General features: G+C 47.3%; 14 protein-coding genes. 8 read left to right on the forward strand and 6 right to left on the reverse strand.

Annotated elements, in window-relative coordinates; genetic code table 11:
- Positions 1 to 355 precede the first annotated feature (355 nt).
- Positions 356 to 640, forward strand: coding sequence for a hypothetical protein (locus JWH17_RS21290; protein WP_205224716.1), 285 nt, complete (start codon positions 356 to 358; stop codon positions 638 to 640).
- Positions 641 to 989: 349 nt separating this feature from the next.
- On the opposite strand, the gene JWH17_RS21295 is transcribed toward JWH17_RS21290, so the two are convergent.
- From JWH17_RS21295 to JWH17_RS21305, 3 genes are all read right to left on the reverse strand, one after another.
- Positions 990 to 1,562 carry a cytochrome P450 family protein gene (locus tag JWH17_RS21295; protein WP_205224717.1) on the reverse strand — a complete coding sequence of 191 codons (573 nt, stop codon included), beginning with the start codon at positions 1,560 to 1,562 and terminating at the stop codon, positions 990 to 992.
- A 204-nt stretch (positions 1,563 to 1,766) separates the two neighbouring features.
- Positions 1,767 to 2,777, reverse strand: coding sequence for an asparaginase (locus JWH17_RS21300; protein WP_205224718.1), 1,011 nt, complete (start codon positions 2,775 to 2,777; stop codon positions 1,767 to 1,769).
- 419 nt (positions 2,778 to 3,196) lie between these two features.
- Entirely contained in the window at positions 3,197 to 7,255 is a 4,059-nt protein-coding gene (locus JWH17_RS21305) for a DEAD/DEAH box helicase (protein ID WP_205224719.1), read from the reverse strand.
- Between the two features lie 406 nt (positions 7,256 to 7,661).
- Here JWH17_RS21305 and JWH17_RS21310 point away from each other — a divergent pair, with 406 nt between their 5' ends.
- Positions 7,662 to 8,015, forward strand: coding sequence for a cupin domain-containing protein (locus JWH17_RS21310; RefSeq protein WP_232371240.1), 354 nt, complete (start codon positions 7,662 to 7,664; stop codon positions 8,013 to 8,015).
- Here the strand turns inward: JWH17_RS21310 and JWH17_RS21315 are convergent.
- Positions 7,947 to 8,360, reverse strand: a complete 414-nt coding sequence (locus tag JWH17_RS21315) for a hypothetical protein (RefSeq protein WP_205224720.1) — start codon at positions 8,358 to 8,360, stop codon at positions 7,947 to 7,949. The genes JWH17_RS21310 and JWH17_RS21315 overlap by 69 nt on opposite strands.
- Positions 8,361 to 8,782: 422 nt before the next feature.
- Between JWH17_RS21315 and JWH17_RS21320 the strand changes: the two genes are divergently transcribed.
- The 3 genes from JWH17_RS21320 to JWH17_RS21330 all read left to right on the forward strand — a co-directional run bounded on the left by JWH17_RS21320 (position 8,783) and on the right by JWH17_RS21330 (position 15,122).
- Complete coding sequence (locus JWH17_RS21320; protein WP_205224721.1) at positions 8,783 to 9,619, forward strand: DNA ligase; 837 nt, start codon at positions 8,783 to 8,785, stop codon at positions 9,617 to 9,619.
- A gap of 200 nt (positions 9,620 to 9,819) precedes the next feature.
- Positions 9,820 to 11,634: an autotransporter assembly complex protein TamA gene (locus JWH17_RS21325; RefSeq protein ID WP_205224722.1), complete on the forward strand. Its 1,815-nt coding sequence runs from the start codon at positions 9,820 to 9,822 to the stop codon at positions 11,632 to 11,634.
- Positions 11,634 to 15,122 carry a translocation/assembly module TamB domain-containing protein gene (locus JWH17_RS21330; protein WP_205224723.1) on the forward strand — a complete coding sequence of 1,163 codons (3,489 nt, stop codon included), beginning with the start codon at positions 11,634 to 11,636 and terminating at the stop codon, positions 15,120 to 15,122. Before JWH17_RS21325 ends, JWH17_RS21330 begins: the two co-directional genes overlap by 1 nt.
- A gap of 392 nt (positions 15,123 to 15,514) precedes the next feature.
- On the opposite strand, the gene glmS is transcribed toward JWH17_RS21330, so the two are convergent.
- Positions 15,515 to 17,353 carry a glutamine--fructose-6-phosphate transaminase (isomerizing) gene (gene glmS / locus JWH17_RS21335; protein ID WP_205224724.1) on the reverse strand — a complete coding sequence of 613 codons (1,839 nt, stop codon included), beginning with the start codon at positions 17,351 to 17,353 and terminating at the stop codon, positions 15,515 to 15,517.
- A gap of 189 nt (positions 17,354 to 17,542) precedes the next feature.
- Between glmS and pyrE the strand changes: the two genes are divergently transcribed.
- Genes pyrE through JWH17_RS21350 form a run of 3 tightly spaced genes read left to right on the forward strand, consistent with a single transcriptional unit; the run spans position 17,543 to position 18,748 of the window.
- Positions 17,543 to 18,103, forward strand: coding sequence for an orotate phosphoribosyltransferase (gene pyrE / locus JWH17_RS21340; protein ID WP_205224725.1), 561 nt, complete (start codon positions 17,543 to 17,545; stop codon positions 18,101 to 18,103).
- Positions 18,104 to 18,105: 2 nt separating this feature from the next.
- Complete coding sequence (locus tag JWH17_RS21345) at positions 18,106 to 18,276, forward strand: dual CXXC motif small (seleno)protein (RefSeq protein WP_205224726.1); 171 nt, start codon at positions 18,106 to 18,108, stop codon at positions 18,274 to 18,276.
- 4 nt (positions 18,277 to 18,280) lie between these two features.
- Positions 18,281 to 18,748 (forward strand): PilZ domain-containing protein, encoded by a 468-nt coding sequence (locus JWH17_RS21350; protein WP_205224727.1) that lies wholly within the window; start codon positions 18,281 to 18,283, stop codon positions 18,746 to 18,748.
- A gap of 160 nt (positions 18,749 to 18,908) precedes the next feature.
- Here JWH17_RS21350 and hflX read toward each other — a convergent pair.
- Positions 18,909 to 19,555: GTPase HflX (gene hflX / locus JWH17_RS21355; protein WP_205224728.1), on the reverse strand; the 647-nt coding region annotated here is incomplete at its 5' end.

The raw sequence follows: 19,555 nt of genomic DNA on the forward strand, positions 1-19,555 counted from the left end.
GAAGATATTGTACTTTTGATGGTTGATACAATCATGAGCACTGCAGTAGAGTTGATTGAAAGCAGTCGACGTGTAGCCGGTATAAATCACAATATTTTAACAACTTAAGATAACTCAGAAACTTGAGTTAAAAGTAACAACCACAATAGATGGACATAACAACAACCACGACAAAGTACTGAATATTTTAGAAAAATTTATTTTCCTGGAAAACTTAGATCCTAACGATGCTAATTCAGCCGATGCAAAAAAACACCGCTAATTAGCGGTGCTCGCTGAGTTACGATATCTCCTATAAATATCAACAAACCACAAAAAAAATAAAATCGAAATTCTTCTCACATTGGAGCAGATAATGTCCGAAACCATATTCGAAAGATTAGAACAACAACTCAAACAGCTCCTCGACGAGGCAATCCCCACACATGTCACAGATAACATTAACTCGGCTCTGGAACTGGTTACAGTTATGGAAGCCAGGGGATTTTCTTTTCAACTCAAGGATGCCTGTCCAAAAAGCCTGACCGATTCCCTGTGGTGTGCAAATTTTCTTAAAGATGGTGAAAATTTTTCAGCCGAATATCCGCTAGCTCCGGTGGCAATCTGTGCGGCGGCCATCGGTGCACTGACCGATCAATAGTTGAAATGTAGTTGTTGAGATTTGACCTGACAGAAACCTAACCCCAAAAACAGGTCGTTGCCAGGTCAGCCCATTACTCTTCCGAGTAATTTCATCAAGGACGCTCTCTTTTTCGAATCTGATTACCCATGAAACTCAGCCTTTTTTTCTTGGACCCGGGAGACAGATTAAATTTCTCAGTACTTAGGTAGGGGACTGATTTTTTTTCATGGTTTTTTATGAAAATTAGATAGCGAAGACTTCGATCTGTCTCCCGGGTTTAAAAGAGAAATAAAATCAGTCCCCTGTCTGTTTCGGTAGAGAATTGACTGAGTTTTGTACGCAATCAGATTTCCGGAAGAGCGTCAACTCATATATCATCTACAGAGTAGTCATCCCCAAAGACCTTTTTGCCGATGGCCAGCCTTAACTCCTCGGAGGGCATATCTGCCTCTTCTCCCGGCCAGATTATTGCTTTACTGATGCAGCGCTCTGGATCGGCCCCGCCGTCATCCTTGCAAACACTGCACTCGTAATCCTCTTCCACCTTCTTGCCGGACACCATGATCATCTCGCCCATCGGGCTTCCCTCATTGGATACCGCACATGCTCTGATGCACCCGCAATCGAGTTCAAACAACACAGTACCGACCGCCTCGGGACTGGTTTTCCCCATGTAGGTCATGATACCGTCGATGGCTCTATTTCTGGCATCTTCGATTTCCTTTAAGTGGGCATTGACCTCTTTGATATATTCTTTTCCGCTCTTTGTAGAAAAGGCAGCCTCTGCGTCCCGGATGATGCGTTTTTTCATCTCTTCCTGAATCTTTTCCGCATTCCACTTTGGGTGCTGCTTTTTGAGCGAATCAGCCTGCCGCTGCCATTTCTCCATTAATGCTTTTGATTTACTATCAATCTCAAAGTCCGTATTTTCCTCTTTCATTCGTCTCCTTCTCCACCCAAACTTTTTTATTTCATTTACCAGTAACTAACCACCCCTCTCGCCCATCGCTACCGAGACTTTCTGCACACGTTCTCACTGCTTCGAACCTGATCTTGACCAAAAATTCTGTTTGCTCAAGATACCCTCAAAGCTAAAAGCTGCCTCTGCCCAGCCAACTAGCGCCACTCCTTTTCAGAAAAACATTCACCCGGCAGCCTTGAGCTGCAACACAGAACGATATTCCCCGACCACCGTATTTATATCGTTGACATTGCTCTTGTGGGTAAAAGCAGCAAGTTTCCCTTTCATTTCTTCATCCAGGCAACCAAGCTTGTCAAGGATATCCATGACAATCGGCGGCAGGACATCCATGGAGCCGTTTTCCACTTTCACCGCGATCCCTACATCCATGCCTTTAATGCCGACACAATATACTCCTTCAGCTCCTATCTTGCCGATAAGCAATCCTTGTGTATGTTTGATCAGTTCTGTACAGAATCCTCCGGTCCCAGACACCATTTCCGGATACGAGTTCATGGCGGAAAAAATCTTGCCTGCATATGGAGCCAGAGTAGAAGGCAGACATTGCTGATTTGCAAGCCGGGCAAACCCCAAAGCCATGTTCCGTATCGGTAGGGCATGTACAGGTGCACTGCAGCCATCAATCCCTATCTTGATGTCCTCGGAGGGTACGTCACAGACATCGGCCAAAATGGTGAGGATATGTTGCTGGCATGGATGCTCCGGAGAAAGGTAGGAGGTCAAGTTGTAGCCCTTGTGTACGCAGGCGGCCAGCATCCCGCTGTGCTTGCCTGAGCAGTCGCTGAAAATAGGCGAGAGCGGTACCCCTTCGCGGGCAAGCTGTAAGGCGTAATCGCTATTGAGGGAGGTGACGGTGCCGCCTAGGATGTTTTCCTCTGTCAATCCTATTTTGGCGAGAATCGAGCGGATGGTTTGCCGGTGGAACTCCTCGGCATAATGTGATGAGCAAATGACGGCGATCTCTTTGTCGGAAATATTGAAACGATCCGCAGCCCCGGAAGTAAATACATGCAGTGCCTGGATTGGTTTAGCAGCTGACCGAAAATACGTGAGCTTATACGGATCTCCACAGCTATGGAGAAGCTCACCACAACTATTGACAACAGCAATATCCCCCCGATGAATGCACTCTATGACATCACCCCGGGTTATTTCAAGAAGCGCTTCTGACATTATCCTGCCCACCTTACGACTTAGGAAAATTTGATAGTATGACTGGAAAAACCAAAAAACGCGCGCAGTCTACTGCCGTAAAAGGAAAATAGCAACTCCAGCAGCCATGCCGGTGCTCTTGATACTTTCTCGGCCAGCGATCGTAACCGGGTCAATCAACTACATCTGGACGCAATAGTTTAGTGACGCCATAGCCATGTAGGGTGGATAAGCGTAGCGCATCCACGCGGAATCCGATGCCTGGAATTGGTGGATGCGCTACGCTTATCCACCCTACTCAGTGCAAGAATCGCGAGCAAAAGCGGGGTAACCATCAACGATTACCCTATTTTTTATTATCGTTAACACCCGTTTATACAAGTAACTTTTCAAATAGAGGCCAGGGCCCCGATTGTATCACTGAATAGTTCCTTTCGCCTTTACTTACTCTTGAGCAGGTTCAGCAGCTCCTCGGTGGAGATACGTCCGCTCATGTCGCTTCCGGAGAGGAGATTATCTGCCAGGTCCCGTTTTACTTTGTGCAGGGCAACTATTTTTTCCTCGATGGAATCTTTGACCACCAGCCGGTAAATAGTCACCGGACGTTGTTGCCCGATACGGTGAGCACGATCGGAAGCCTGGTCTTCAACAGCCGGATTCCACCAGGGATCCATATGAATAACATAGTCCGCCGCTGTCAGGTTCAATCCCACACCGCCCGCTTTGAGGCTAATCAGAAAAACATCCCCCTCCCCTGCCTGAAAGGCCTTTACCCGTTTAGCTCGCTGACCGGCACTGGTGGAGCCATCCAGGTATTGGTAGGAGATTCCTAACCGGTCCAGGTGTTCACGAATAAGCGCGAGGTGGCCGACAAACTGGCTGAAAACCAAGGCCTTGTGTTTATTTTCCAGCAACTCGGTCACAACAGTGGTAAACACCTTGAGCTTGGAGCTGGGGATGCCCATGTCCGGCATAACCAGTTCCGGGTTACAGCAAAAACGCCGCAGTCTGGTAATTTCAGCAAGTACCTGAAGGTGTTTTGCTCCGCCGCTCTGCTCCTCACCTGTTCCTTCCAACGACTCCAGCGCCTGCAGCCTTTGCGCTTCATACATTGCTGCTTCTTCTGCACTCATCTCCACCTGCATGGTCACTTCAGTACGTTCGGGCAATTCCTGTAATACAGCATGTTTCAACCTGCGCAGGATAAAAGGTTGGATTAATTTTTTCAGATGATTTGCCGTGACTCGATCCTGCTTCTTTTCGATGGGAATCGCAAATTTTCTTTTAAAACTCTCATAGAAGCCCAGCAGTCCTGGATTAAGGAACCGGAACAGGTTCCACAGCTCTCCCAGATGGTTTTCAATGGGTGTCCCGGTGGTAATAATCTTACACTCAGCCCGGAGCTGCATGGCCGACTTGGAGCGTTTGGTATGCATGTTTTTAATTGCCTGGGCCTCATCCAGGACAACCGTCTGCCACTGCACACCGGCAAGCATTTTGCCTTCACTCTGCAGCAGGCCATAACTGCAAATTACCAGATCAAATTCTGCCAAACCGTCAAGCAGTTCCTGCCTGTTGCCATTACCAAAAAAATATACATTCAGAGTCGGCGCAAAACGGGTTGCCTCATCCTGCCAATTCATCATCACCGATGTGGGAGCAACAACCAGGGTGGGACCTTTCGCGGCCCGCAACAAAACGGCGGCCAACGCCTGCACTGTTTTTCCCAAGCCCATATCATCGGCCAGACAGGCTCCGGCACCTAGAGCGGACAGACAGCCCAGCCAGCGAAAACCCTGTTCCTGATACTCACGAAGCGTTGCCCGCAGGGTTGAGGGCACCTCCGGCTCAGTGACTGTTTGGAAGCGCTTAAGATTTTTCTTCCAATGACCGTCACTCTTGCAGCTTCCTGCTTCTTCGGTGAATTCCTGTAAAGCCAATCCGGCCAAAGGGCTGAAGCGGACCCCTTTGCCATGGTTTTCGGAGTACGCGCGCAACTCTTCAATCCGTTGTTTTAAAGACTTGCTCAGTGCTAAAAAACGACCGTCATCCAAGGGGACAAAACGACTCTCGGAATCGACGCTCAGGGCCAACAGCTTTTTCATGTCGAGAATCAAGTCGTCGTCCACCCGAAGTGATCCGGTGGCGCCAAACCAGTCGTTATCTCTTTGTATTTTTATTGAAAGATTATCAAAAGAGATAGTTGGGGTAACCTTTAAGCTTTCCCCTTTCGGCCACTCCAGGACCACCAAATCTCCCAACTCCCGTAACTCGCAAAGCAGTTCCAGGCATGTTTCCGGATCGTCGATAATCCATTCATAATCAAGGGACTGAATATAACTGAGGGCCGGACAATTCTTGGGAATAAGGGCAGCGTTGTGCTTTTCAAGCTCCAGGTCGCGTTTGGTCTGCAGCTGCTCGCCATTGATATCGGCAACCACCGTCTCGCCCCCTGTTCCTGGACGATAGTACCCACCACCAGTGGAAAAGGGGCGACACAGCGCCTCCACCTGCAGGCCGTTGTTGTAGGGAATCATATGTACATGAGGCCGCGCATCAGCCTCAACCATTTGCGCATCCACAGCGGTCCCGCCAATGTCTGACTGAATGGTCAGTACCTTGGCTATCTCAGAGAGCGCTGCAACCACTCTCTCTTTTGCCTGGAAAGGGACGGTCACGGATTCGCCGATTATATCAAACAGCCGTTCGTACTCCTGGGTCAGGGGGATATATTTCAAGCGAGTCGGGGTCTCTTGGGTCAGGCAATACGACTTGCCATGCTCAATAAAGGGGAACAACTTGATCTCGTACCCTTTTTCCTCCTTCACCACATGCAGCTCGGGCGTGCCCATGGTTAATTCGACGGGCACGCTCGGGTTATCTGCCCAGAACAGGAGGGGATGGCCCACAAGCGCTGCCAGAGCAGGGCCTGTCCGCAAGACATAGGTAGGATTTCCTCCATACCCTCCCCAGGAGGATATGCGTGTTGTTTCGATGGCGCTAATAGCATTTCTATCCTGGCTGGTCAGAAAACTCAGGGTATTAACATCAGAGCTTAAACGGGACAAAGCCACAGCACGGCCCTTGGTCCATTTACCATTTTTACTCAACTTCTGGATCCGTGGTACAATATCACACTCTTCATACTCTTCATCAAAATCTATCCACCAAACCAATCGTTCCGTCGCGAGACCAGCTGCACTTTTGGGGTCGCTGTTAAGAGTAGCAAGTGCCTCCAGCACCTGCTCCCATTGCTCTCTGGGACGAATCGCTTCACATAAATCAGGCAGCGGGCATTGTTTTACCAATCGGTTATATTTTTTCTTACTGGTTGCTTTCCCCAGGTTATGAACCACCATGATGGCCGCAGCCTCTTTGGCATACCAGTAGTAGCCATTCTTTTCCGCCTGTTGCAGCACCAGTTCAAGCCCTTGGACCATGTTTTTTTTCAACTCACTTCCCTGCCAGCACAGCGTTAGATACGCCATCAGCAGGGACGCATACTCAGAATACCCACCTATCTCAAGCGAGTGGTACACCTGCTCTGCTTTATTTCTCTGTCCCTGGGCAAACAGGATGGTCTGTTCAAGGTCCGTACACAAAAAAGAGCTGGTAAAACTTTTCTTTTTTTTCAGTTGGTCGAGATAGCGCATTGCCTTTTGAAATTTTTCACTCTCTCCGGATTGCAGCAGGGCTACAGGATAGAAAAAACCGGCCAGATTACTGTAAACGACTTTTCTTTTCCCGGTGTCCTTTTTTAAAGCCTGTAATCCCTGTTCATAGTAATGCTGAGCTTCATCGCTCTTGCCCTGTAACAGGGAAAACCAACCTCGATATGACAACTTGTTAGCTGAAACCTTCCAGGATTTCAGATGACTTTCCACCTGCTCCACCTCCCCTCTGCTGATAAGGTATAACGCAACAATAGCGTTATACTCATCGTCGTTAAGTCCATTTTCTTGAGCGTATTCCTGCAAAAAGCTAAACAAGACATCAACCGACTCCAGCAGCAGGCAGCCACGACTGAGTAGCGGAATCACAAAATCGTAAACCTGTCTTTTGGACAAGGAAAACAAACCTTCTCTATGGTAAGGATTAAAAAAGATCACCTCAAACGGATGGTCGCCATGGTACTCTCGAGGGTACTGTTCCTCCAGTAAGGCAAGAATACCGGCAATCTCTTTCTCACTCTGCTGTTGATAAATGGCTATCCTTAATTCACGCAATCCCTGTTCATAACTTGTGTACCAGACAGCCCCACTCCAGGAAGTCTCAAAGGGAATAATTTTTTGCACGCACTTGGCGATTTTTTCAAAATTTTTCCCTGTAACGGCCTCCCTGGCAACCAACTCGACTATTTCTGGATTGCATATCGCTCCTCTGGAGCTCAGCTGCACCAGCTTGCGTTGTTGAAGAGACTCAAGAATGCCTTTAAGTTCTTTAACAACAAATCTTTGCCCATGCTCATTTCTCAAACCGGCCTGATCAAGACAATTCATTAGATTGGTTCTGGATACCACGTGGTAAATCACAGACAGACATTGCAGCACATTCCGATCGTTATCGGAGAGACTTGCGTAGATATTCGGAAATTTATTCTGAAGCGCGGTTAACGTGGGTAACGACATAGAAATAAAAAAAGTGATGGTTGAGAGTAAATGAAATGATCAAAAGCCTCTTTTCCGGCAAGTCCCTCGAAATATCACTGATTGCCTTTTAAAAAGCGGAGACGACTCAGCAACATCCAGCCACCGTATACATATTTGGACCGGTGCTGAACAGGTGCGGATAAAAGGTAAAGCAAAGTTATTTGCTCAATAGTTACAAAAAATAATTTCCAGACTATATAATACATTCCAGGAATGAACACCTAGATTAACCACACATACGAAAAGGTAATCCACATTGAAAATTCTTGATCATTACGAACAGGCACCAGGCCAGAGCTTTGAAGGTGATGCTGTGAAAGGCGTTGTCGGCAGGGTCGTTATTGGTAAAAACGATGGCGCTGACAACTTCTGCATGCGTATTTTTACCCTGAGTCCCGGTGGCAATACACCACGGCATGCCCATCAATGGGAACACGAGATATTTATCCACGAAGGAAAAGGCAAGTTGCTCAATGATGGGCAATGGGCTGCTATTCAGCGGGGAAGTGTCATTTTTATACCGGGCATGGAAGAACACCAGTTAAAAAATGACAGTGACCAGGATCTGGTATTTGCCTGCCTGATCCCCAAAGGAGTTGCCGAGCTGTAAATCCGGCCATTGACGATAAGGTCGACCATCTCCATCGGGGATGTGGTTGTTCCTTTCATCACGGAAAAATGCGTCCTCCTGTTCATTGTAGGCAAAGGTCAGGACACGACCATTAGCATCGGTTTTGATTTCTGAAGCATAAGTGATAATCGTCTCAATCATCAAGATCGGAGCCGGATCGAGCGGGCTTTCCACACGCCCGATTTTACCGACTGCCGGCTCAACTTCCGTGATCGCATTAATGGCCATGTCCTGCTTGCGTAATACATCCATTGCCTCACCAATCGATGCGTGGGACATGGTGGTTGGCATCAATAGGTAAGAACCTTCATCCAATGCCGGCATGTATGCTGCAAACTTCACTTTTGATGAATCTGGTGAATGGGCTGTTGTCTGCGACTTTCAGGACCAGTCAGAAAACAGCCGATTCATTTCAGCTACCCTCTCACAAGATGTGGCTCCATGCCCTTCTTACCCGCATTTGTCATGACCATTGTGTCAAATTTTTAAATATTACGGCATTGTAGCAAGTTGGATTCGACAATGAGAAATTACAATTTCACACAATGGTCACCCAAAGTCAGCCTGCTACGCTCCGGCGAACTATTACAAAAGATTGAACAATAGAATTCAATCCTATCCCAACGCGCTTCTGTAGACTTGGCTAAACAAAAGCAGCTCATTTTGAAATATCGTACTTCGCATAATGCTACCCTTTTGGTTACTCTACCGTAAAAATCATTATCCGTTTTCAACCTGGAGAAGAAATGATGAGGAAATTTACCTACTGGTTACTGTGCTGCCTTTTTTCCTGTGTGCTACCTCTCCAGGCCGCGGAAATTATGTTGCCTCAAGTTTACTCATCAAATATTGATGTCTCTGGATGGTTGATGAGTGAAAAATATGACGGAGTCAGGGGGTATTGGGATGGTCACCAGCTCTTCTCGAAAAACGGTAAACAATTCCACCCACCGCTTGAATTTGTGCAAGATCTTCCGCCTTTTCCAATAGAAGGAGAGTTATGGGGTGGGAGGGGAACTTTTGAACAGACGGTTTCAACTGTCAACAAACAGTATCCCCATCCAGGTTGGCTACAATTAAAATTTGCAATTTTTGACGTGCCGCATCCTTCGCATAATTTCCTTGATCGGATTGAAAAAGCACGCCAATGGTTCGCACAGCATCCTTCAGGCTATGCTTTTGTGATTTCGCAGATCCCCATTACAGATCAGGTTGATATGGAGCGTGAGCTACTACGCATAGAGCAACTTGGCGGCGAAGGACTGATTGTCCGCAAGCCCGATGGTTTGTACAAAACGGGCCGAAGCACCGAAATCCTGAAAGTAAAAAACTACCAGGATGCCGAGGCAACAGTTGTTGCCTATTTACCGGGCAAAGGGAAAAATGAAGGACGACTCGGTGCCCTTTTGGTAGAATTAGACGATGGTACGAAGTTCAGGATAGGGAGTGGTTTCAGTGATGCTGATCGCGAGTCTCCACCGCCTGTTGGAACAGTTATCACCTTTAAATTCTATGGTCGTTATGACTCAGGTATACCAAAGTTCCCGTCCTACTTGCGTATCCGAAAAGATGTTGAGCTGTAAAACCTTATTCGCCCTATTGGTGGATGTTGAGTTTACTGTTGGATATATTTTCCACTTTTTGATAAGATTCAGATCTCCTGGTTCACCAACAAATTATCTCTTTTTTTCTCCATAAACCAGATAGTATTAAATACATTGATACAAGCACAAAAAAGGACCCATTTTCCAAGCTCTTTTCTAGAGTTGACACAGAGGGACATGTGACCATCCTTTATAATGACCAGCAATACGTGGAAGACTCCAATAGAGAACAAAGGTTAAGCTCCGGCAGTTTTTGGTGCTTATTTGCGTGTTTGCTGGTGGCCACCATATTTGCCCTCGCTCCTTATGCATATTGCCAATCACCCCCTTCATACCAGATCATTATCAGTGGCGTTGAGGAGGAGCTGAAGGATAATGTCCTTGCCCTGTTATCACTGAAAAAATATCAAACCAATACTAATCTGAGTCCTCACCTGCTTGCAAAATATAAGGACAAAGCGCAAGGAGAGATCAAAAAAGCATTAGAGCCTTTTGGGTACTATGCACCCACAATTTCGTTGAACGAAACCCGCCGAAATGCACAGGATGTTATAACAATATCAATTGAGAAAGGACCACCGACAATCGTTGCCCAAACCCGTATTGAATGTATCGGACAAGGCTGTGATTCACCATGGGTGGCGAAGTTGAGAATTTCCTTTCCCTTGCAATCAGGGGCCACCCTCGATCACCGTAAATATACTCAAGGTAAACAACAGCTCATTACCACCGCACTCAATAAAGGGTATCAAAACGCACGATTATCACGAAATATTGTTGAGGTAAGCGCCAGGAATAACACAGCTGTCATCGGCCTTACCTTAGAGCTTGGGGATCGCTATTTTTTTGGTCCGATTACGTACCAATGTGATTTCATCAACCACAGTCTACTCAGGAAAATAACTGCTCAAAAAGAGGGAGATCCGTTATCGCCAAGGGCAATTACTCGAATACGGCAACTCCTCTTGGGTACGGGCTATTTCGCCACTGCTGACATACAATACAATCTCAAGACAGCGAATGCTGGTCGAGTGCCGGTTACGATTCAGCTTACTCCTGGAGTCGTCAACCGTTATGGAGTGGGAATTGGTGTCGGGACCGACACCGGCTTTCGTGGTCGGTTCGACTGGTACAATCAGAGGGTGAACCGCTTTGGCCACCAGTTTGACCTGCAATTGCAGCCTTCTGAGCGAAAAAGCCGTTTCGGCGGAGTATACACTATCCCCATCAGTGATCCGAAAAAAGAAAAACTGTCACTGCTTGGAAAATGGGAAAATGAAAATTTCGATAACACAGAATCGAAAAGCTGGACATCATCGGTGAGCTACGATGAGCTGAAAAAAAACGGTGAATACAGTCTCTATCTCAAATTTTTAGATGAGGATTATACCGCCGGCCTTGATAGCGGTCATGCGACCATACTCGCACCAGGGGTCGGCATAACATGGCGATGGACAGATGACCGCATTAAGGCCAGCCAAGGCCTTAGCGTCACCGGCGCTTTAACCGGTGGAAACAATAACCTGCTATCAGATACTACCTTTATTCAGGGTTCGATACTGGTCAAAGCTATTTATGCGTTTTTACCCTCTTGGCGATTTATTGGTAAATCAAACATTGGTGCCACAGCGGCAGATGAGTTTTTGGAGCTCCCCCCATCATTGCGGTTTTACGCTGGTGGAGATCAAAGTGTACGCGGTTATGGATACAAGCGCATTGGCCCTAAAGATGCCGCCGGTAATGTGATTGGTGGTCGTTACCTGTTCACCTATAGTCTAGAGCTGGAAAAAGAGATATTTGATAACTGGAGTACATCGGTATTTTTTGATAGTGGTACAGCCACCAATTCCTGGGACGAGCTGACCATGCAAAATGGTGCTGGTGTCGGGATTCGCTGGAATGCTGCTTTTGGCCAGGTCCGATTGGATTTTGCCAAGGCTTTGGACGAAGGCAACTGTTGGCGAATCCATTTTAATATTGGAGCAGATTTCTGATGAAAAAAATCTTGCCCGTTGTTGCTATAGTACCCCTGTTCTTTTTTTTCAGCCTCAGTGCTTTTGTCACCCTAACCACTCCTGGACTTGCCCTGCTTATCACCCTGGCGAAATGGAGTGTACCCGGGGAACTATCAGTTGCCACCATCAAAGGTTCCCTCATCAATGGAGTGGTATTACATGAGGTCCGGTATAATGATGACAGGCATGAATTCTTGATAGCAGAGGCTTCCATCGCATTAAGGCTATCGGCTGTTGTACAAAAGGAGCTGGTTGTGACATCCTTGAAACTCAGGAATGTCGCATTCAAAGAGCTCCAACAACCACCCACTTCCAACAAAATAGAACTCCCTCAAATTACCCTCCCCTTCTCTCTGCACCTTGAAGAAGCAATGGCTGAATCGGTGGATATCAATCAGTTTTCAAGCAGCAAGGGACTGCATGTATCAAAACTCTCTCTCACACATCTGTCCATGGTTAAGAGTCATCTCCAGGTAAAATCTCTTCACTTGCTCCACGAACGGTTTTCTGTTGAACTCCAGGGGGAACTGCGCACAACAGGCGACTATCCATTGCACATTTCCAGTGCGTATCACATCACGCCGGCCCAATATTCGCCAATATCGGGCAACAGCACCATTGAAGGGCATCTACTTGATTGCCTTGTCACATCAAATATAGGCAAGCCTGTGCAGGCTTCCTTCTCCACCCGGCTCATCATGGATGAACCGCATCCCCGGTGGAATATTGAAGCAACGAGTAAGGCTGTGGATCTTTCTGCGGTTAACATTCAATGGCCGAACATTGTCTTGGGTGACCTACAACTCAAGGGCAGTGGAACGTTTGATAAGGCTGCACTGATGCTTCAAACCACCGGCAACCTTGCCGACTATCCGAATCTGGGCGACATAGCAACACAAGCCACCATTGAGCTTCATGCAGACGGGCTTCGTATAACAGAGTTGGCCATGAAAAAAGGAACAAGCCGCATTCATGCCAACGGACACCTGGATTGGAACAAAAAACTGTCTTGGTCTGTTGCAGCACAGGCTAAAGAGCTCGATCCTTCGATCTGGTTTGCAGGCTGGCAGGGAACGTTAAACGGAAACGGCTCTCTACAGGGACACCTTACCTCCAAAGGGATATATGCCGATTTTGAAGTTACTGAGGGTCACGGCCAACTCCGTGGGTACCAGGTCAACGGACAAGGCAGAGCCACACTGCAGGGTAATATGCTCCATATCGAATCACTCAAGATAACAAGCGGTGAGTCCCAACTGACAGCCCATGGTGAGTGGGGAAGTGACGCCGATCTTACGGTTTCTCTGCAATCCCCAGATGCGGCTCAGCTCTGGCCCGAGGTTGCCGGCTCCGTTACCGCCATAGGAACGGTTCAAGGCAGCAGAGATAATCCAGATATAGCCTTGCACCTTTCAGGAAATGGAATTGCGTATAAAACCCATGCCATTAATCGACTGGAAGCCAGTGTCCAAGGGAAGCTGAGCACCGACGAGAAGCTGGTTCTACGCCTCAGTGCATTGGATGTTGATGCATTTGATCAGCACGCAGATGACATACAGCTAACCGTAACCGGCAACCCTGAAAATGTAGAATTACGGGCCAAGCTTAAACAAGGGGAACAGGTATCAAGCATCTCTTTACAGGGCAAACAAAAAGATCGGAAATGGCATGGAAAGGTTGACCGTGTAACAATCGATACAAAAAGAATAGGTTCATGGGAGATGAAGCAACCGTCATTGTTTAGCGCATCAACCAAAGAAATAACTCTTGAAGAAATATGTCTCACAAGTGCTTTTCCCGAAGAAATTTGCGTAGCCGGTGCCTATACCTTCAACTCGCAATGGACTGTTAACGGCAATATCCAAAGCCTCTCAACAAAAACACTGCAAAATATTTTTGCCCAGAAAAACGTTGTCCAAGGATTTATCCAGGGCTCTTTGCGCCTTGCCGGTCACAGCAGTACTATTGACAAAGGGGAACTGCATATTGCAACGGTTGATGCGGCAATGGTGTCGCCGGTTGCCTCTGCAATCGACTCGCTGCAGCACATTCAGGGCAAACTCAATGCAACCTATATTAACGCTGAACTCAAAGCGGAAACCAAAATCCGTCTTGGCGATGGGAGTTATCTTGACGGCACTGTTGCGGTAACCGTACCTGAACCGGGAAAATTTCCAGCCCCCGTTGACCTTGCCCTGCTGCCCATAACCGGCCAAATGACTTTGCAGGTAAAAGATGTCAGCACAATGAACGTCTTTTGGGAGGAATATACCAAGATGACCGGTAGACTGCAGGGAACTCTCAACATTGCAGGTAATCTCAAACAGCCGCTGCTCACAGGAACTATACAACTCACACAGGGTACAGCAGACCTGCTTGCTCTCGGCGTCACCCTTGATCCGCTTTCTCTTAAAGCGGAGATTAATACTAATCAACTCATCCTTTCAGCCAACGCTCAGTCTGGTACAGGTGATCTTTCTGCCAATGGAAGTGTTTACCTAGATAAAGGAGTATCCCAAGACCTCCATTTTTTGATCAATGGTACTCACTTTGAGGTGGCGAATAATGATGAGATGCAAGTGTTTATCTCGCCGGATCTAGTGGTAACGAGACGCAATGGACTTGTCCATATCAAGGGCACCATAACCTTTCCTGAAGCTCATATTGCCTACACCGGTCAAGAGGGATCGATAACGCCGTCGAGTGATGTGGTGATTGTTGATGCTGAACAAAATGCAGCTACATCTGACCCGGCATTCCCGCTCAGGACCTCAATAACACTCATTGCCGGCGATGCAGTGGATATCGACGCCTATGGCCTGAAAGGAGTGTTAAAAGGACAACTCCATGTAACCGACATCTCAGGTGAGCTTCCTTTAGCAACCGGCTCCCTGCTGATCAATAACGGTACCTTTATTCTCTATGGCAAGCGCCTTGACATTGATGTCGGCAGGTTGCTTTTTTCCGGTGGCCCGCTTGACAACCCAGGGATTGAAGTGCGCACAGAAAAACGAGACAATGGAACCTCTGTAGGAATGGAAATCGGTGGTTTTTTGCAACACCCGGAAATTCGTTTCTATTCTTCAGCTGCTATGGAACAATACGAAATACTCAGCCGCCTCCTGGCTAGCTCGTCCTCTTCAGGAGAGGTACAGGGTCAAACCGGGGTCCTTGGTGATTTGGCAAAAAAAGCTGGGTTTCCTCAAGTGGGTGAAATTTTACAAAGCTCAAAAGAGCTGTTGAGCATAGATGATATCCGCCTTGACACAGGAGACTTCTTTGATGATGTTTCTCTCATCATCGGTTCCTGGCTCACTCCTCGCTTTAATGTAAGCTATGGCCACAGTCTCCTCAAAGACTCTGCTAGTTTTAATACTAGTTACACATTGGGCAAAGGTTTCTTTTTTCAAACGGAGACAAGTACAACCCAAAACGGAGGTGACATCATCTATGAAATTAAAAAATAATTTTCAGCAGTTATAATAAAACATAAAGATACCCTAACCCGAATTTCTCATGAACATTGTGTCAACCTGTCAAATTACAAACAATCTTTATATGTTATAAAAACTAAGATGAAGTTCAAAGTTTTTCACACTGTTCACCAAAGGTCAGTCCATCCAGCACCATTTTCTTCAGTATTTTGGCAATGAATATAGCCTACTATGATTCATTACCAAAAACTTTGAAACTGGCGCTGCCTGAACTGATGAGAAATCAAGGCTAAACAGTCTGCTCTTCAGGCAAGATCATATTGAACAGAGATCGATCCGGCAAGAAACCCGACCTCTGTTGAATATGACACGTTATTGCTTGATGAAACTGTATTAGTCTCCGCCGGTTTTCGTCGCCCCCTCACCTATTCGACAGTAACACTTTTAGCCAGGTTTCTTGGCTGATCCACGTCACAGCCACGACGGTTGGCGATTTCATACGAAAGCAGTTGCGCCGGTATGGTGTATAGCAGTGGGTTCAGGTCAGGTAGGACTTCGGGAAGATACAGCACGTCCTCGGTCAGAGAAGAAAGGTGTTCATCACCAGCGGTGCCGATGAGCACCAGCCTGCCTTGACGAGCCTTGATTTCCTCCACGTTGGAAACCGTCTTTTGGTAAACATCATCTTTCGGCACCAGAGCAAGCACCGGCATATCCTTGTCTATCAGAGCAATGGGGCCATGCTTTAATTCACCTGCTGCATAACCCTCCGCGTGGATATAAGAAATTTCTTTGAGTTTGAGCGCTCCTTCAAGAGCTATGGGGAAATTCACCCCCCTGCCTACAAAAAGAAAATCGCGTGCATCATAATACTTTTCGATAAGCGTCCTTATTTCCCCCTGCAAGCGAGGCAATTCTTCCTCTATCAGGCCGCACATGCTTATCAATGCGCTACCATACTCCTTTCGTATTGCAGCATCCATGGTTTCCCGTACCTGCCCCAGATAAAGCGTCAACAAAAACAGTGCGGCCAGCTGGGATGTGAAAGCCTTGGTAGAAGCTACCCCTATTTCAGGCCCGGCATGGGTATAAATAATGCCGTCTGCTTCACGGGTCATAGTCGACCCGACAACATTACAAATCGTCAGAATCCTTGATCCCTTCGCACCGGCACGCCGAATACCGGCCAAGGTATCTGCTGTTTCCCCGGATTGGGAGATGGATATGGTGAGCACCCGGTCATCCACCAGCAGGTGGCGATAGCGAAACTCAGAAGCAATATCGACCTCAACCGGGATACCAACCCATTTTTCAATCCAGTATTTAGCTACCAGGGCGGCATGCCAGGAGGTGCCGCAGGCTACAAGTGCAATCCGCTCGATTTTTTTGATCGCTTGGTCATCCAACCCAACTTCCGGCAGTTCAACTATTCCGGTCTCCGGAACAATCCTGCCGCTGACCGTGTTTAAAATAGCCTGTGGTTGCTCAAAAATTTCCTTGAGCATGAAATGCTTAAACCCAGCCTTTTCAGCCATGCCCGCATTCCAATCAATGGTGCTTATTGGTTTTTCAAGTGCCGTTCCATCCTCTACCTGCAGGATCTCGTATTCGCCTTTTTTGAGAACCGCCATTTCCATATCATCGAGAAAGATGACATCGCGGGTATAGGGCAGCAGAGCCGGGATATCAGAAGCGATATAGCAAGCATTCTCGCCAACGCCCATGACCAGGGGGCTGTGATTTCTGGCAGCTACAAGCATCTCAGGTTCTTTAGCCCAGAGAACACCTATGGCATAGGACCCGTCAACCCGAGCAAGAGCCTCACGGACTGCAGCCACCAGATCGCCATCCAGGCAATCCTCTATGAGGTGGGCCAGCACTTCCGTGTCTGTCTCTGAGGCAAAAATATGCCCTTTAGCAGTCAGCTCAGTTCGCAAAGAATGATAATTTTCAATAATACCATTATGCACAACCACCAACTCACCGCTGCAGTCGGTGTGGGGATGAGCATTGAGTTCTGTAGGAGCCCCATGGGTTGCCCACCGGGTATGGCCTATACCGGTACTACTTGCCGTACCAATATAATCATCAACCACAGTCTCCAGATTTGCCAACTTGCCTTTTGCTCTATATCTTTCCAGCTTGCCTTCAAAATAATAAACAAGCCCTGCTGAATCATAGCCTCGGTATTCAAGCCTGCGTAATCCTTCCAGGAGAATGGGAACAACCCTACGCGTACCTACATAGCCTACTATTCCGCACATTTGCGTTTTCCTCTTACTTATTTTCTATAAAAAAGGCTGGTTATCAGAGTATGAAAATAAAAAATATGGTATCACACTGCTCAATTTAACAACAGAGTTATTTATTGATTGTATGCGAGCAAGAAATCATTTTGCGAATACAGGAAAAAACTGTATCTTTAAACAAACACTTATAAAGGAACATGCTGAATGGACGAACGACAGCGACTAAAAGAGCTGCTTTTAAGCAAGTCTTACCGGAAAGGGACCTTTACTCTGACTTCCGGCAAAACATCTGATTTTTACGTAGATGGTAAGCAAACCACCCTGGATGCCGAAGGTGGTTACCTTTGCGGACGCTTGCTCTATGAATTAATCCAAAACAACGAACAACCCATTACCGGTGTCGGCGGCATGACTCTGGGAGCTGATCCGTTGGTCACGGCAGTCTCACTGGTCAGCCACCTGGATAACAATCCAATTCCTGCATTCATCGTGCGTAAAGAAGCCAAAGGGCACGGTACAGGTAATTATATTGAAGGCAAAAACAATCTCCAACCCGGAGCAGTTGTTGCTTTGGTTGAAGATGTGGTTACAACCGGCGGCACCCTGATCAAAGTCATTGAACGGGTGGAAAACGAAGGGTTTAAGGTCGGGTTGGTTGTCACCATTGTAGATCGCCAGGAAGGAGGAGCAGAAACACTCGCTGACCACGGCTATCCATTAAAATCGGTTTTTACCCGGGAACAACTCATAGGAAAGAGAAAATAATCGTGGAATGCAAAGAGTGTGAAGCTACATTAACGGTGCTGCGCCGATGTCGTCAAGTCAGGCTTAAGTGCAATGGCTGCCAACGTGAATATCAAATTCATGAAGTTGCAGCAGACCTGGACGCTGCTACCGAGGCGGAACTGGAACGTTACACAGCTATTATCTACGACTGAGAATATGCCAACCAACAAAGCATATGTCCGTGCCAACAACACGGCAACGATTGTCTGTCCTGCCTGCGGTGCTAGAAAAAATATCAGTACCCTGCAGCTGAAGGGAAAAAGGCATACCGTTAAAGTTCGTTGCCGCTGCAATGTTGTTTTTGATATTCAGATTGATTTTCGCCATAGTTACCGAAAACCAATCAGTCTCCCCGGTACTTATACTATCCTCCGCGATGGGCAAGGTGGCGGCGTTATTCACATACGCAACATTTCCACCGGAGGGATTGGACTTACAGTATCAGGGATCCATCAGCTCAAAAAGGGGCAGGTGCTTGGCATTGAATTTCTACTCAATGACAAAAACCAGACAACCATAAGAAAAAAAACTGTTATTGTCTCAGTGAATAAAAATCAAATCGGCTGCCGGTTTTCGGCATCAGAAGAAACCGGCAAAGCTCTTGGTTTTTTCCTCCAGTCATAACCGAGGAAATAGAGCATTCTTCATCACTCGTAACTTTTAGCAGCACTCCAACTCTCCACTATCTGCCTGCCGGCATACCGATGTCTCGAAGTCGGAGCTAATCTGCTAATCGGCCGGCTTGTGAACATTTGGAGCACTGCGGGATAGTTACCTTCACGCTTCAACTCCCCTGTAAAGATTTCTGCAACAGGTTCTCCACTGTCTCCAATAATGGGGGCAGTGTGGCCGCATTAATAGCACTGATACCGACCCCACCAGCCTGATCGATTTTTTTCTGCACCTGCTCACTATCAACCCTGTCAATTTTGTTAAAAACCATCAGACAGGGGATATCATCCAGTTTAAGTTCATGCAGTAATGCTTCGACCACCGCGACCTGTTGCTGCCATTGCGGATTGGAGACATCGACTACGTGCAAGAGAAGGTCAGCTTCAAACAACTCCTCCAAGGTGGACTCAAACGCTTTGAGCAGATCGGCAGGAAGGTTGCGAATGAAGCCGACCGTATCGGTGATGATCACCTCCAGATCCTGAGGAAAACGAAGCCGCCTGCTCGTCGGGTCCAAGGTCGCAAACAACAGGTCCTCTGCTTGTATTTCGCTCTTGGTGAGGGTGTTGAGCAGGGTTGATTTGCCTGCATTGGTGTAACCAACTAACGAGATAACCGGCACATCCCGTTTGCGCCGTCTATTTCTACGATGATATCGCTGCTTGCCCACGGACTTGAGCTCTTTCCCCAGCCTGGCAATGCGATCATTGATGCGACGCTTGTCGATTTCCAGACGGGTTTCCCCCGGCCCCCTAGCCC

The sequence above is a fragment of the Desulfogranum marinum genome (assembly GCF_016918565.1).
Lineage (GTDB): Bacteria > Desulfobacterota > Desulfobulbia > Desulfobulbales > Desulfobulbaceae > Desulfogranum > Desulfogranum marinum.

Bases quoted from the DNA above. Each gene is read 5' to 3' on its own strand.
- glmS (WP_205224724.1), bottom strand. From the start codon at position 17,353: ATGTGCGGAATAGTAGGCTATGTAGGTACGCGTAGGGTTGTTCCCATT.
- JWH17_RS21305 (WP_205224719.1), bottom strand. From the start codon at position 7,255: ATGAATTGTCTTGATCAGGCCGGTTTGAGAAATGAGCATGGGCAAAGA.
- JWH17_RS21290 (WP_205224716.1), top strand. From the start codon at position 356: ATGTCCGAAACCATATTCGAAAGATTAGAACAACAACTCAAACAGCTC.
- JWH17_RS21300 (WP_205224718.1), bottom strand. From the start codon at position 2,777: ATGTCAGAAGCGCTTCTTGAAATAACCCGGGGTGATGTCATAGAGTGC.
- JWH17_RS21295 (WP_205224717.1), bottom strand. From the start codon at position 1,562: ATGAAAGAGGAAAATACGGACTTTGAGATTGATAGTAAATCAAAAGCA.
- JWH17_RS21315 (WP_205224720.1), bottom strand. From the start codon at position 8,360: ATGCCGGCATTGGATGAAGGTTCTTACCTATTGATGCCAACCACCATG.
- JWH17_RS21350 (WP_205224727.1), top strand. From the start codon at position 18,281: ATGCCAACCAACAAAGCATATGTCCGTGCCAACAACACGGCAACGATT.
- pyrE (WP_205224725.1), top strand. From the start codon at position 17,543: ATGGACGAACGACAGCGACTAAAAGAGCTGCTTTTAAGCAAGTCTTAC.
- JWH17_RS21320 (WP_205224721.1), top strand. From the start codon at position 8,783: ATGATGAGGAAATTTACCTACTGGTTACTGTGCTGCCTTTTTTCCTGT.
- JWH17_RS21330 (WP_205224723.1), top strand. From the start codon at position 11,634: ATGAAAAAAATCTTGCCCGTTGTTGCTATAGTACCCCTGTTCTTTTTT.